Below are 14,434 nucleotides of genomic sequence, written 5' to 3'. Positions count from 1 at the left end.
AAGCTATGTTAAACCGCGAGCTCGAAGTCACCCTCAATCTTGCCTTCAAGGAGGCTCGCTCGAAGCGTCATGAATTCATGACCGTCGAGCACCTGCTGCTGGCCCTATTGGATAATGAGGCTGCCGCCACCGTTTTGCGTGCCTGCGGCGCAAACCTCGACAAACTCAAGCATGACCTGCAGGAGTTCATCGACTCCACCACGCCATTGATCCCTCTTCATGACGAGGATCGTGAAACCCAGCCAACCCTGGGCTTCCAGCGTGTACTGCAACGTGCTGTCTTTCACGTACAGAGCTCGGGCAAACGCGAAGTGACTGGCGCTAACGTGCTGGTCGCAATCTTCAGTGAGCAAGAGAGTCAGGCAGTGTTTCTGCTGAAACAGCAGAGCGTTGCGCGCATCGATGTCGTCAACTACATCGCCCATGGCATTTCCAAGGTTCCGGGGCATGGCGATCACTCTGAAGGTGAGCAAGATATGCAGGACGACGAGGGCGGTGAGTCTTCTTCTTCAGGCAATCCTCTGGATGCTTATGCCAGCAACCTCAATGAACTCGCGCGCCAGGGTCGTATCGATCCGTTGGTAGGCCGTGAGCTGGAAGTCGAGCGCGTCGCGCAGATCCTCGCGCGTCGTCGCAAAAACAATCCGCTGCTGGTGGGCGAGGCGGGCGTGGGTAAAACCGCGATTGCCGAAGGCCTGGCCAAACGCATTGTCGACAACCAGGTGCCGGATCTACTGGCCAACAGCGTGGTGTATTCCCTCGATCTGGGGGCCTTGCTGGCCGGGACCAAATACCGCGGCGATTTCGAGAAGCGTTTCAAGGCGTTGCTCAATGAGCTGAAAAAACGTCCGCAGGCGATCCTGTTCATCGACGAGATCCACACCATCATTGGTGCGGGCGCTGCGTCCGGTGGCGTCATGGATGCTTCAAACCTGCTCAAGCCATTGCTGTCTTCGGGCGATATTCGCTGCATCGGTTCGACTACGTTCCAGGAATTCCGTGGGATCTTCGAGAAGGACCGTGCTCTGGCTCGGCGCTTCCAGAAGGTCGATGTGTCGGAACCTTCGGTGGAAGACACCATTGGCATCCTGCGTGGCCTGAAAGGGCGTTTCGAAGCGCACCACAACATCGAATACAGCGATGAAGCCCTGCGCGCCGCCGCTGAACTGGCCTCACGTTACATCAATGACCGGCACATGCCGGACAAGGCGATTGACGTCATCGACGAGGCGGGCGCCTATCAGCGTCTGCAACCAATCGAGAAGCGCGTGAAACGCATCGAAGTGCCTCAGGTCGAGGACATTGTCGCGAAAATCGCGCGAATTCCGCCAAAGCACGTCACCAGTTCCGACAAAGAGCTGCTGCGTAACCTTGAGCGTGACCTGAAACTCACGGTATTTGGCCAGGATGCGGCGATCGACTCGCTGTCAACCGCGATCAAACTGTCCCGTGCCGGCCTCAAGTCGCCTGACAAGCCCGTCGGTTCGTTCCTGTTCGCAGGGCCGACCGGTGTTGGTAAAACCGAGGCCGCGCGGCAATTGGCCAAGGCGTTGGGAGTCGAACTGGTTCGCTTCGACATGTCCGAGTACATGGAGCGCCACACCGTATCGCGTCTGATCGGTGCGCCTCCAGGCTACGTCGGGTTCGATCAGGGCGGTCTGCTGACCGAAGCCATCACCAAGCAGCCTCACTGCGTGCTGCTGCTCGATGAAATCGAGAAGGCGCACCCGGAAGTCTTCAACCTGCTGTTGCAGGTCATGGACCACGGTACGCTGACCGATAACAACGGGCGCAAGGCGGACTTCCGTAACGTGATCGTCATCATGACGACCAACGCCGGTGCCGAGACCGCGGCGCGTGCTTCGATCGGTTTCACCTATCAGGACCACTCGTCCGATGCGATGGAAGTGATCAAGAAGAGCTTCACGCCGGAATTCCGTAACCGTCTGGACACCATTATCCAGTTTGGTCGCCTCAGCCATGAGGTCATCAAAAGCGTGGTGGACAAGTTCCTTACCGAACTTCAGGCGCAGCTGGAAGACAAGCGTGTGCTGCTGGAGGTCACCGACGCTGCTCGCAGCTGGCTGGCGGCCGGTGGTTACGACTCGGCAATGGGCGCTCGTCCAATGGCGCGTTTGATCCAGGACAAGATCAAGCGTCCACTGGCCGAAGAGATCCTCTTTGGCGAACTGGCCGAACATGGCGGTGTGGTACACATCGACATCAAGGACGGCGAGCTGACCTTCGAGTTCGAGACCACGGCTGAAATGGCCTGACGTTAAACCGCAACAAAGCAAAAAGGCGCCGATTGGCGCCTTTTTGCTGTCTGGTCGATTTCACGCAATAAACACAAAGGCGGCGGCACATTCAGCATCCAGGCAAGCAGACCCACCGCTATCGCGGGCAAGCCCGCTCCCACAGGATCTGTGCAACGGCTCGAAATGTGGTAGCTAACTCGCGCACAAACAAAAACGCCCGGCATAGCCGGGCGTTTTGTATTGACTTGATTAGCGAGCGCGGTAGGTAATGCGCCCTTTGCTCAAGTCATAGGGCGTCAGCTCGACGCGCACTTTGTCGCCGGTAAGAATACGGATGTAGTTCTTGCGCATCTTGCCGGAAATATGCGCGGTTACGACGTGCCCATTTTCCAACTCCACACGAAACATGGTGTTGGGCAGGGTGTCGACGACAGTGCCTTCCATTTCGAAGCTGTCTTCTTTCGACATGCAGTAAAGCCCTCGGTGTCCAATGAATGGCCCGGTGCAACTGCGCCAGGCAAAAGCGGCGTGCATTGTGCCCGAAAAATGGGGTTTAAGCCAAGGGGTTCTAGCTCAGGATGACCCAGCGCTGATTAATCAGCAGTTCGATAGGGCGATATTGGGTCTTGTAGCTCATTTTTTTGCAGTTTTTGATCCAGTAGCCGAGATAGACCGCTTCCAGCCCCAGGCGCCGGGCTTCGGCGATCTGCCAGAGAATCGCGTAACGCCCCAGGCTGCGACGCTCCTCGCCGGGCTCGTAGAAGGTGTAGACCGCCGACAAGCCGTTGGGCAGCAAGTCGGTGACGGCCACTGCCAGCAGTCGGCCTTCGAGACGAAATTCGTAGAAGCGGGAGAACGGCAGGTCACGCACCAGGAAGGTCGAAAACTGGTCGCGGCTCGGCGGATACATATCGCCATCGGCGTGACGTTGTTCGATGTAGCGCTGATACAGGTCGAAATACTCTTCGCTGAACTTTGGCCTGGCCGGACGCACCTGCAAGTCGGCGTTGCGTTTGAGAATGCGTTTCTGCTGACGGTTGGGGGTAAATTGCGCCACAGGGATGCGCGCCGGTACGCAGGCATTGCAATGCTGGCAATGGGGCCGGTAGAGATGATCGCCACTGCGACGAAAACCCATTTCCGACAGGTCTGCATAGACATGCACATCCATGGGCTGACTAGGGTCGAGGAACAGCGTGGTGGCCTGCTCCTCGGGCAGATAACTGCAAGAGTGGGGCTGAGTGGCATAGAACTTCAAACGCGCCAACTCGGTCATGATCAACCCTCGGGATAAGCTTTTTGATTAGGGGGCGTTCTCAATTCGTTTCCCCGCATTAAGTGTAAGCCACGCGCGCAAAAGTCGCTCAGCAAACCCAAGTGGCACGGCTGGGGTGATCCAGGTGCCGCGCAAGGTAGCCGGCAAATTCGCGGCGGGGAATCGCTCGGGCACCCAAACTGTGCAGATGATCGGTAGGCATCTGGCAGTCGATCAGCACAAAACCTGAGTCTTTCAGGTGTCGCACCAGTGTGGCGAAGCCATATTTGGAGGCGTTGTCGGCGCGGCTGAACATCGACTCGCCGAAAAACAACTGCCCCATCGCCAAGCCGTAGAGCCCGCCGACCAGCACGCCATCGTCCCAGACCTCCACCGAGTGGGCGTAACCACGCCTGTGCAGTTCGACGTAGGCGTCCTGCATCGCTTGGGTGATCCAGGTGCCGTCAGCGTACTCGCGCGGTGCGGCGCAGGCGCGGATGACCGCGGCAAAATCCCGATCGAAGGTCACTTGATAGCGCTGTTGGCGCAGCAGTTTGTTCAAGCTACGGGAGACATGCAGTTCGTCGGGAAACAGAACCGTGCGCGGATCCGGCGACCACCAGAGAATTGGCTGGCCCTCCGAAAACCACGGAAAGCAGCCGTGACGATAGGCTTGAATCAGGCGATCGGCGGACAAATCGCCACCCGCGGCCAGCAGCCCGTTGGGGTCGCGCATGGCTTTTTCCAGCGGCGGGAAGGTCAGGGTGTTGCGTTGTAACCAAGTCAGCATGGCATCCGGGCTTGCAGAAGGGGAGGGCGGTAGCGGGTCGTTGAACCCGCCTTGTAGGAGGTTAACCGTCAAACGGTGGGGATGTCATCGAGATACTTCTCGGCGTCCAGCGCGGCCATGCAGCCGGCCCCGGCGGACGTCACCGCCTGGCGGTAAACATGATCGGCCACATCACCGGCGGCGAACACGCCTTCGATGTCGGTGGCGGTGGCGTCGCCTTCGCTGCCACCCTTGACCAGCAGGTAGCCGTCACGCATTTTCAGCTGGCCCTGGAACAGGTCGGTGTTGGGCTTGTGGCCGATGGCGATGAATACGCCGGCCAGCGGCAATTCATTGGTTTCGCCCGTATGGCTGTGCCGCAGGCGGGCACCGGTCACGCCGCTGGCGTCGCCCAGTACTTCGTCCAGATTCTGGTTCCAGTGCAGGCGGATATTGCCGTTGGCGGCTTTTTCGAAGAGTTTGTCCTGGAGGATCTTCTCCGAGCGCAGTTTGTCGCGACGGTGAATCAGGTGGACTTCCTTGGCGATGTTCGACAGGTACAGCGCTTCTTCAACGGCCGTGTTACCTCCACCGATCACTGCGACCACCTGGTTGCGGTAGAAGAAACCATCGCAAGTGGCGCAGGCCGAAACCCCTTTGCCGGCAAAGGCTTCTTCCGATGGCAGCCCCAGGTATTGGGCCGAAGCGCCGGTGGCGATAATCAGCGCATCGCAGGTGTAGGTGCCGCTGTCGCCGATGAGCTCGAACGGGCGCTGTTGCAACTTGGCCGTATGGATGTGGTCGTAAACGATCTCTGTGTCGAAGCGTTCGGCGTGTTTTTGCATGCGTTCCATCAGTACCGGGCCGGTCAGGCCTTCGACGTCGCCGGGCCAGTTGTCGACTTCGACGGTGGTGGTCAGCTGGCCACCGGCCTGTATGCCGGTGATGACAACGGGTTTGAGGTTGGCGCGAGCGGCATAAACGGCTGCGCTGTAACCGGCAGGGCCGGAACCCAGAATGATCAGGCGGGAATGCTTCGCTTCAGTCATAAAAACACCTCATAAGCCTTTGTCACAAAAGAGAATGCATGCTCAAATTGGACCGCGCGTACTGTGCTGATGACTATGCTGCACCCAAGGGTCTCAAGCATGGCATCGGGTGAACAAACCCGTACAATGCTCGCTTGTAACAGTGTTTGTATCAAAAAAGCGGTGCGTGCCGTATTTCGAAAAACCGGGGCGCAGTGTTAAAAGTAGTCCCAGTTGCGCCTGTTAACTTTTTTACCTGCCTGGATTGGGCAGTTTTTATAGTCATTCAACAGATGGACGCGCCATGGGCGCAGGAAAAGAAGCGTTTTGAAGAAATCCACCGCAGCACCTAAAACAGTCGTCCCGCTCTGGCGCCAGCAATTGCACTACCGGCTCAAGGAAGGTGCATTGATCGCCATCGGCGCCTTGTGCCTGTTCCTGATGATGGCCTTGTTGACCTACGGCAAAGACGATCCGGGCTGGAGCCATAACAGCAAGATCGACGATGTGCAGAACTTCGGCGGGCCTGCCGGCTCTTACAGCGCCGACATCCTGTTCATGGTCCTGGGTTACTTCGCCTACATTTTCCCGTTGCTGCTGGCGATCAAGGCGTATCAGATCTTCCGCCAGCGCCACGAGCCGTGGCAGTGGAGCGGCTGGCTGTTCTCCTGGCGCCTGATCGGCCTGGTGTTTCTGGTGCTGTCGGGTGCAGCGCTGGCCCACATCCATTTCCACGCGGCGACCGGTCTGCCGGCCGGCGCGGGTGGCGCTTTGGGCGAAAGCCTCGGCGATCTGGCCAGGAACGCGCTGAACATCCAGGGCAGCACGTTGTTGTTCATCGCGCTGTTCCTGTTCGGCCTGACAGTGTTCACCGACCTGTCGTGGTTCAAGGTGATGGACGTCACCGGCAAGATCACCCTTGATCTGTTCGAACTGTTTCAGGGTGCGGCCAATCGCTGGTGGGCAGCCCGTATGGAACGCAAGCAACTGGTCGCTCAACTGCGTGAAGTCGACGATCGCGTGCATGACGTGGTCGCGCCGACCGTCACCGACAAACGCGAGCAGGCCAAGGTCAAGGAGCGCCTGATCGAGCGCGAGCAGGCCCTGAGCAAGCACATGTCCGAGCGCGAGAAACAGGTACCGCCGGTGATTGCCCCGGCTCCGCCCAAACCCGCGGCGCCCAGCAAGCGCGTCGAAAAAGAGAAACAGGCGCCGTTGTTCGTCGACAGCGCCGTGGAAGGCACCTTGCCGCCGATCTCGATTCTCGACCCTGCGGAAAAGAAACAACTCAATTATTCGCCTGAATCCCTGGCGGCCGTCGGCCACTTGCTGGAAATCAAGCTCAAGGAATTCGGTGTCGAAGTCTCGGTGGATTCGATTCATCCGGGCCCGGTCATTACCCGTTACGAAATCCAGCCTGCGGCCGGCGTCAAAGTCAGCCGCATCTCCAACCTGGCGAAAGACCTGGCCCGTTCCCTGGCCGTGACCAGTGTGCGTGTCGTGGAAGTGATTCCGGGCAAGACCACGGTCGGTATCGAGATCCCTAACGAAGACCGGCAGATCGTGCGCTTCTCCGAGGTCTTGTCGACCCCCGAGTACGATAACTTCAAGTCCCCGGTCACCTTGGCCCTGGGTCATGATATCGGCGGCAAACCAGTCATCACCGACCTGGCGAAAATGCCTCACTTGCTGGTAGCCGGTACGACCGGTTCCGGTAAGTCGGTGGGTGTGAACGCGATGATCCTGTCGATTCTGTTCAAGTCCGGCCCTGAAGACGCCAAACTGATCATGATCGACCCGAAAATGCTTGAGCTGTCGATCTACGAAGGTATTCCGCACCTGCTGTGCCCGGTGGTCACCGACATGAAGGACGCCGCCAACGCCTTGCGCTGGAGCGTCGCCGAGATGGAGCGGCGCTACAAACTGATGGCGAAGATGGGCGTGCGTAACCTGTCGGGCTTCAACGCCAAGGTCAAGGAAGCCCAGGACGCCGGCGAGCCGTTGAGCGATCCGCTGTACAAGCGCGAAAGCATCCACGACGAGGCGCCGTTGCTGCAAAAACTGCCGACCATCGTTGTGGTCGTCGACGAATTCGCCGACATGATGATGATCGTCGGCAAGAAGGTTGAAGAACTGATCGCCCGTATCGCCCAGAAGGCTCGTGCGGCCGGTATCCACTTGATCCTCGCGACCCAGCGTCCGTCGGTGGACGTGATCACCGGTCTGATCAAGGCGAACATTCCGACCCGTATGGCGTTCCAGGTATCGAGCAAGATCGATTCGCGGACCATCATCGACCAGGGCGGCGCCGAACAACTGCTGGGCCACGGTGATATGTTGTACATGCCGCCGGGCACCAGTCTGCCGATTCGTGTTCACGGCGCATTCGTGTCCGACGACGAGGTTCACCGGGTGGTTGAAGCCTGGAAACTGCGCGGCGCACCGGAATACAACGATGACATCCTCGCCGGTGTCGAAGAGGCCGGTAGTGGCTTTGAAAACGGCGGCGGTGGCGGTGACGATGATGCCGAAACCGATGCGCTCTACGACGAAGCGGTGCAATTCGTACTGGAAAGCCGTCGCGCGTCCATCTCCGCGGTTCAGCGCAAGCTGAAAATCGGCTACAACCGCGCGGCGCGCATGATCGAAGCCATGGAAATGGCCGGGGTCGTGACGTCCATGAACACCAACGGTTCGCGTGAAGTCCTGGCCCCTGGCCCGGTGCGCGACTGATCCGGTTTTGAAAGGGGCGGTGTCTTGAGACGCCGCCCGCACTCCCACGAATGTTTATGAGGACTCCCATGCGTCTTATCCGCATGCTGTTGCTGCCGGTACTGGCTTTGACCACGCTCTCGGCCCACGCCGATGACAAGGACGTGGCGCGTCTGACTCAACTGCTGGAAAAATCCCAGACCCTGACCGCGCGTTTCTCCCAGCTGACCCTCGATGGCAGCGGCACCCAGTTGCAGGAAACCGCCGGTCAAATGTCCTTGCAGCGCCCGGGCCTGTTCTACTGGCACACCGATGCGCCGCAAGAGCAGCTGATGGTGTCCGACGGCAAGAAGGTTTCTTTGTGGGATCCGGACCTGGAGCAGGTCACCATCAAGACCCTCGACCAGCGTCTGACCCAGACTCCGGCACTGCTGTTGTCCGGTGACGTGTCCAAGATCAGCCAGAGCTTCGACATCAGCGCCAAGGAAGCCGGTGGTGTGATCGACTTCACCTTGAAGCCGAAAACCAAAGACACCCTGTTCGACAGCCTGCGTCTGTCGTTCCGCAACGGTCTGGTCAATGACATGCAGCTGATTGATAGCGTCGGTCAGCGCACCAATATCCTGTTTACTGGCGTGAAAGCCAACGAGCCGATTCCTGCGTCCAAGTTCAAGTTCGACATCCCCAAGGGTGCCGACGTGATCCAGGAATAAAACGCAGGACCTGTGGGAGTGGGCTTGTGTGGCGAGGGAGCTTGCTCCCGCTGGGGCGCGAAGCGCCCCCAAAAATGGGACTGCTGCGCAGTCCAGCGGGAGCAAGCTCCCTCGCCACAGGATTTCGCCAGACTTGAGAACTGCGTAATAAAGCGAGGTTTCAACCGCACGTGATGGACCTGTTTCGCAGTGCCCCGATCGCTCAGCCTTTGGCCGCACGCCTGCGCGCGACCAATCTGGACGAGTACGTCGGTCAGGAACACCTGCTCGCTCGCGGCAAGCCTTTGCGCGAAGCGCTGGAGCAGGGTGCCCTGCATTCGATGATTTTCTGGGGGCCGCCGGGGGTGGGTAAAACCACGTTGGCGCGGCTGCTCGCGGAAGTCTCCGATGCGCATTTTGAAACGGTTTCGGCGGTACTGGCCGGCGTGAAGGAAATCCGCCAGGCGGTGGAAGTCGCCAAGCAACAGGCCGGGCAGTACGGTAAACGCACCATCCTGTTCGTCGATGAAGTGCATCGCTTCAACAAGTCCCAGCAGGATGCGTTCCTTCCGTACGTTGAAGACGGCACGCTGATTTTCATCGGCGCCACCACCGAAAACCCCTCGTTCGAACTCAATAACGCGCTCCTGTCCCGGGCTCGCGTCTATGTGCTCAAAAGCCTCGACGAAGCGGCCCTGCGCAAGCTGGTGCATCGCGCATTGAGCGAAGAGCGTGGGTTGGGCAAGCGGCAACTGACCCTCAGCGATGAAGGTTTCCAGATGCTGTTGTCCGCGGCCGATGGCGATGGCCGGCGCCTGCTCAACCTGCTGGAAAACGCCTCGGACCTGGCCGAAGACAACAGCGAAATCGGCGTCGATCTGCTGCAAAGCCTGCTCGGTGATACCCGTCGACGCTTCGACAAGGGCGGCGAAGCCTTCTACGACCAGATCTCCGCGCTGCATAAATCGGTGCGCGGTTCCAATCCCGATGGCGCGCTGTATTGGTTTGCGCGGATGATCGACGGCGGTTGCGACCCGCTGTACCTGGCTCGGCGCGTGGTGCGCATGGCCAGCGAAGACATTGGTAACGCCGACCCTCGCGCCCTGAGCCTGTGCTTGGCGGCGTGGGAAGTGCAGGAGCGCCTCGGCAGCCCCGAAGGTGAGTTGGCGGTGGCCCAGGCCATTACCTATCTGGCCTGCGCGCCGAAAAGCAATGCGGTGTACATGGGCTTCAAAGCCGCGATGCGCAGCGCCACCGAACACGGTTCGCTCGAAGTGCCGCTGCACTTGCGCAACGCGCCGACCAAGTTGATGAAGCAATTGGGTTATGGCGACGAATACCGCTATGCCCACGATGAACCGGATGCCTACGCCGCTGGCGAAGACTACTTCCCGGACGAGCTCGAACCGCAACGCTTTTATCAACCAGTGCCCCGTGGCCTGGAGCTGAAAATCGGCGAAAAGCTTAACCACCTCGCGCAGCTTGATCGTCTAAGCCCCCGACAGAGGAGAAAATAGTGATTCCATTGATCGTTGCCGTTTCTGTCGGCGGTGTCGCCGGTACGCTATTGCGCTTCGCCACCGGTAACTGGATCAACGCGAATTGGCCGCGGCACTTCTATACCGCGACGCTGGCCGTTAATATCGTGGGCTGTTTATTGATCGGCGTTCTATACGGCCTGTTTTTGATTCGCCCGGAGGTATCGTTTGCGGTACGCGCCGGGTTGATGGTCGGCTTCCTCGGGGGGCTGACGACTTTTTCATCCTTTTCACTGGATACGGTGCGCCTGCTGGAAACCGGGCAAGTGCCGCTGGCCCTGGGCTATGCGGCCATCAGCGTATTCGGCGGGCTGCTCGCTACCTGGGCTGGCCTGTCCTTGACCAAACTTTGATAACGAGAAACCGACATGCTCGATTCCAAACTGTTACGTAGCAACCTTCAGGACGTAGCGGACCGCCTGGCATCCCGTGGCTACACGCTGGATGTTGCGCGCATCGAAGCGCTGGAAGAACAGCGCAAGACCGTCCAGACCCGTACCGAGGCACTGCAGGCTGAACGTAACGCGCGCTCCAAGTCCATCGGTCAGGCCAAGCAGCGCGGCGAAGACATCGCGCCGTTGATGGCGGACGTCGAGCGCATGGCGGGTGAATTGAGCGCCGGTAAAGTCGAGCTGGACGCGATTCAGACCGAGCTGGATTCGATCCTGCTGGGCATCCCGAACCTGCCGCACGAATCAGTGCCGGTCGGCGATGACGAAGAGGGCAACGTTGAAGTGCGCCGCTGGGGCACGCCTAAAGCTTTCGATTTCCCGGTTCAGGACCACGTGGCCCTGGGCGAGAAGTTCGGCTGGCTGGACTTCGAAACCGCCGCCAAGCTGTCCGGTGCCCGTTTCGCCCTGTTGCGCGGCCCGATTGCCCGTCTGCACCGTGCGCTGGCGCAGTTCATGATCAACCTGCACATCAACGAACACGGTTACGAAGAGGCTTACACCCCGTACCTGGTGCAGGCGCCTGCATTGCAGGGTACCGGCCAGCTGCCGAAGTTCGAAGAAGACCTGTTCAAGATCAGCCGCGAAGGCGAAGCCGATCTGTACCTGATCCCGACCGCTGAAGTGTCGCTGACCAACATCGTCGCTGGCGAGATCGTCGATTCGAAACTGCTGCCAATCAAGTTCGTGGCCCACACGCCGTGCTTCCGCAGCGAGGCCGGTGCATCGGGTCGCGACACTCGCGGCATGATCCGTCAGCACCAGTTCGACAAGGTCGAGATGGTCCAGATCGTTGAGCCATCGACCTCGATGGAAGCGCTGGAAGGCCTGACTGCCAACGCCGAAAAAGTCCTGCAACTGCTGGAACTGCCGTATCGCACCCTGGCGCTGTGCACGGGCGACATGGGCTTCAGCGCGGTCAAGACTTACGACCTGGAAGTGTGGATTCCGAGCCAGGACAAGTATCGCGAGATTTCGTCGTGCTCCAACTGTGGCGATTTCCAGGCCCGCCGCATGCAAGCGCGTTTCCGCAATCCGGAAACCGGCAAGCCTGAGCTGGTTCACACCCTGAACGGTTCCGGCCTGGCGGTCGGTCGTACCCTGGTGGCGGTACTCGAGAACTACCAGCAGGCCGACGGTTCGATCCGTGTGCCTGAGGTGCTCAAACCGTACATGGGTGGCCTTGAGGTCATCGGTTAAATGGACTATCTGCCGCTGTTTCATAACCTTCGCGGCAGTCGTGTATTGGTCGTCGGCGGAGGGGAGATTGCCTTGCGCAAATCCCGCCTGCTGGCCGAAGCCGGTGCGCTGCTGCGGGTGGTCGCGCCTGAAATCGAACCGCAACTGCGCGAGCTAGTGGTCGGCAGCGGTGGCGAGTGCCTGTTGCGTGGCTACGCCGAAACGGATCTGGACGGTTGCGGGCTGATCATTGCCGCCACCGACGACGAGCCGCTGAACGCGCAAGTCTCCGCCGATGCTCATCGGCGTTGCGTGCCGGTCAACGTGGTGGACGCGCCGGCCCTGTGCAGCGTGATCTTCCCGGCAATCGTCGACCGTTCCCCATTGATCATTGCGGTGTCCAGCGGCGGCGATGCGCCGGTGCTGGCGCGGTTGATTCGCGCCAAGCTGGAAACCTGGATTCCTTCCACCTACGGTCAACTGGCCGGTCTGGCGGCGCGTTTCCGCACTCAGGTCAAAGGCCTGTTTCCGGATGTGCAGCAGCGCCGGGCGTTCTGGGAGGATGTATTCCAGGGGCCGATTGCCGACCGGCAACTGGCCGGGCAGGGCGCCGAAGCCGAGCGCTTGATGCTGGCGAAAATCAATGGCGAAGCCCCTGTCGCTACCGGCGAAGTTTATCTGGTGGGCGCCGGGCCGGGTGACCCCGACCTGTTGACCTTCCGCGCCTTGCGTCTGATGCAGCAAGCCGACGTGGTGCTGTATGACCGTCTGGTGGCGCCGGCGATTCTGGATTTGTGCCGTCGCGATGCCGAGCGGGTCTACGTCGGCAAGCGCCGCGCCGATCACGCCGTGCCTCAGGAACAGATCAACCAGCATCTGGTGGATCTGGCCAAGGCCGGCAAGCGCGTGGTGCGGTTGAAGGGCGGCGATCCGTTTATTTTCGGGCGCGGTGGTGAAGAGATCGAAGAGCTGGCGGCCCATGGCATTCCGTTCCAGGTCGTACCGGGCATCACCGCCGCCAGCGGTTGCGCGGCGTATGCGGGGATTCCGCTGACTCACCGCGATTACGCGCAGTCGGTGCGGTTCGTCACTGGGCACCTCAAGGACGGTTCCACCGATTTGCCGTGGGCCGACTTGGTCGCGCCGGCGCAAACCCTGGTGTTTTACATGGGGTTGGTCGGCCTGCCGATCATCTGCGAGCAGTTGATCAAACACGGTCGCGCGGCCGATACCCCGGCGGCGTTGATCCAGCAGGGCACCACGGTCAATCAGCGGGTATTTACCGGTACTTTGGCTGACCTTCCACGGCTGGTGGCGGAGCATGAAGTACATGCGCCGACGCTGGTGATCGTTGGGGAAGTGGTGCAATTGCGCGAGAAACTGGCATGGTTTGAAGGGGCTCAGGCGCAGGTCTAGAGACCGAGTCGCCCTCATCGCGGGCAAGCCCGCTCCCACAGGTTTTTGGTGAAGCTGCAATCTTTGGCATCACACAAATCCCTGTGGGAGCGGGCTTGCCCGCGATGAGGCCCTCAAAGCCTGTACGAATTCAGATCCTGCGCCAAACCCCTTTCCCATTTAACCGCGCCCGATCATGCGCCACAGTGAAGTCCTGCGCCGGCCCTTTAGGTACGATCCCGGTCGGATTGATGGTCTTGTGGCTACCGTAGTAGTGATTCTTGATGTGCTCAAAACTCACCGTCTCGGCTATCCCCGGCCACTGATAAATCTCCCGTAGCCAGTTCGACAGATTCGGATAATCGGCAATTCGCCGCAGGTTGCACTTGAAGTGCCCGAAGTACACCGCATCGAAACGAATCATCGTAGTGAACAGCCGAATATCCGCTTCCGTCAGGTATTCACCCGTCAGGTACCGGTTCGCGCCCAGCAATTGCTCCAGCCGATCCAGCTCGCTAAACAGTTCGTCGAACGCTTCTTCATAAGCCTGCTGCGATGTAGCAAACCCGGCGCGATAGACGCCGTTATTCACCGCTGGATAAATCCGCTCGTTCAGCGCATCGATCTCGGCCTGCAATGGCGCCGGGTAGAAATCCAGGTCATTGCCGGTCAACTCATCAAAAGCGCTGTTGAACATGCGGATGATCTCCGCCGATTCATTATTGACGATGCGATTTGTCTGTTTGTCCCAGAGCACCGGCACAGTGACGCGGCCGGTGTAGTCGGCGGTATCGGCGGTGTAGCGCTGGTGCATGAAATTGAAGTGATCGAGCTTGTCGCCGGTCGAGCCCAGGTTTTTATCGAAGGTCCAGCCGTTTTCCAGCATCAGCCAACTGACCACCGACACATCGATAAGATTTTCCAGGCCTTTGAGCTTACGCAGGATCAACGTGCGATGAGCCCACGGGCAGGCGAGGGATACGTAGAGGTGATAGCGACCGGCCTCAGCGGCAAAACCACCGACACCGGTCGAGCCTGGCTTGCCGTCGGCGGTCAACCAGTTGCGACGCTGTGCCTGTTCACGCTGGAACGTACCGTCCTTGCTTTCGTACCACTGATCTTGCCAGCGGCCTTCGACTAACAAACCCATGTTCAAAAC

General features: G+C 59.7%; 12 protein-coding genes. 7 read left to right on the top strand and 5 right to left on the bottom strand.

Translation table 11 applies throughout. The annotated features are described in order from the left end of the window. Positions 1-5 precede the first annotated feature (5 nt). A complete protein-coding gene (clpA, locus tag ACZ3HH_RS02750; protein ID WP_038982525.1) occupies positions 6-2,276 on the top strand; it encodes an ATP-dependent Clp protease ATP-binding subunit ClpA in 2,271 nt (756 codons plus the stop codon). Between the two features lie 231 nt (positions 2,277-2,507). On the opposite strand, the gene infA is transcribed toward clpA, so the two are convergent. The 4 genes from infA to trxB all read right to left on the bottom strand — a co-directional run bounded on the left by infA (position 2,508) and on the right by trxB (position 5,331). Next, positions 2,508-2,726, bottom strand: coding sequence for a translation initiation factor IF-1 (gene infA, locus ACZ3HH_RS02745; RefSeq protein ID WP_002553999.1), 219 nt, complete (start codon positions 2,724-2,726; stop codon positions 2,508-2,510). A gap of 100 nt (positions 2,727-2,826) precedes the next feature. After that, positions 2,827-3,534 carry an arginyltransferase gene (locus ACZ3HH_RS02740; RefSeq protein WP_465802649.1) on the bottom strand — a complete coding sequence of 236 codons (708 nt, stop codon included), beginning with the start codon at positions 3,532-3,534 and terminating at the stop codon, positions 2,827-2,829. Positions 3,535-3,622: 88 nt separating this feature from the next. Further along, positions 3,623-4,303 (bottom strand): leucyl/phenylalanyl-tRNA--protein transferase, encoded by a 681-nt coding sequence (gene aat / locus ACZ3HH_RS02735; protein ID WP_201060921.1) that lies wholly within the window; start codon positions 4,301-4,303, stop codon positions 3,623-3,625. 68 nt (positions 4,304-4,371) lie between these two features. After that, entirely contained in the window at positions 4,372-5,331 is a 960-nt protein-coding gene (trxB, locus tag ACZ3HH_RS02730) for a thioredoxin-disulfide reductase (protein ID WP_367374947.1), read from the bottom strand. A 306-nt stretch (positions 5,332-5,637) separates the two neighbouring features. Between trxB and ACZ3HH_RS02725 the strand changes: the two genes are divergently transcribed. The 6 genes from ACZ3HH_RS02725 (at position 5,638) to cysG (ending at position 13,296) form a co-directional block, all read left to right on the top strand. Next, positions 5,638-8,043, top strand: a complete 2,406-nt coding sequence (locus ACZ3HH_RS02725; RefSeq protein ID WP_367374948.1) for a DNA translocase FtsK — start codon at positions 5,638-5,640, stop codon at positions 8,041-8,043. A 68-nt stretch (positions 8,044-8,111) separates the two neighbouring features. Next, on the top strand, positions 8,112-8,735 hold the full coding sequence (gene lolA, locus ACZ3HH_RS02720) for an outer membrane lipoprotein periplasmic chaperone LolA (protein ID WP_007904916.1): 624 nt from the start codon (positions 8,112-8,114) through the stop codon (positions 8,733-8,735). 173 nt (positions 8,736-8,908) lie between these two features. Further along, on the top strand, positions 8,909-10,231 hold the full coding sequence (locus ACZ3HH_RS02715) for a replication-associated recombination protein A (protein WP_460145366.1): 1,323 nt from the start codon (positions 8,909-8,911) through the stop codon (positions 10,229-10,231). Further along, the gene (gene crcB, locus ACZ3HH_RS02710) at positions 10,231-10,605 is read left to right on the top strand and encodes a fluoride efflux transporter CrcB (protein WP_465802648.1); all 375 of its coding nucleotides are present in this window, start codon (positions 10,231-10,233) and stop codon (positions 10,603-10,605) included. The genes ACZ3HH_RS02715 and crcB overlap by 1 nt, the downstream gene beginning before the upstream one ends. A gap of 15 nt (positions 10,606-10,620) precedes the next feature. Next, positions 10,621-11,901 carry a serine--tRNA ligase gene (gene serS, locus ACZ3HH_RS02705; protein WP_050682726.1) on the top strand — a complete coding sequence of 427 codons (1,281 nt, stop codon included), beginning with the start codon at positions 10,621-10,623 and terminating at the stop codon, positions 11,899-11,901. Then, positions 11,902-13,296 (top strand): siroheme synthase CysG, encoded by a 1,395-nt coding sequence (cysG, locus tag ACZ3HH_RS02700; protein WP_052967901.1) that lies wholly within the window; start codon positions 11,902-11,904, stop codon positions 13,294-13,296. Between the two features lie 130 nt (positions 13,297-13,426). Here cysG and ACZ3HH_RS02695 read toward each other — a convergent pair whose 3' ends face one another. Next, a complete protein-coding gene (locus tag ACZ3HH_RS02695; protein ID WP_465802647.1) occupies positions 13,427-14,425 on the bottom strand; it encodes a glutathione S-transferase family protein in 999 nt (332 codons plus the stop codon). Positions 14,426-14,434 lie beyond the last annotated feature (9 nt).

Source organism: Pseudomonas sp. PME37.24/025 (assembly GCF_055556615.1).
Note: the sequence above shows the minus strand (reverse complement) of the source record. Positions and strands in the feature narration are given on the sequence as shown.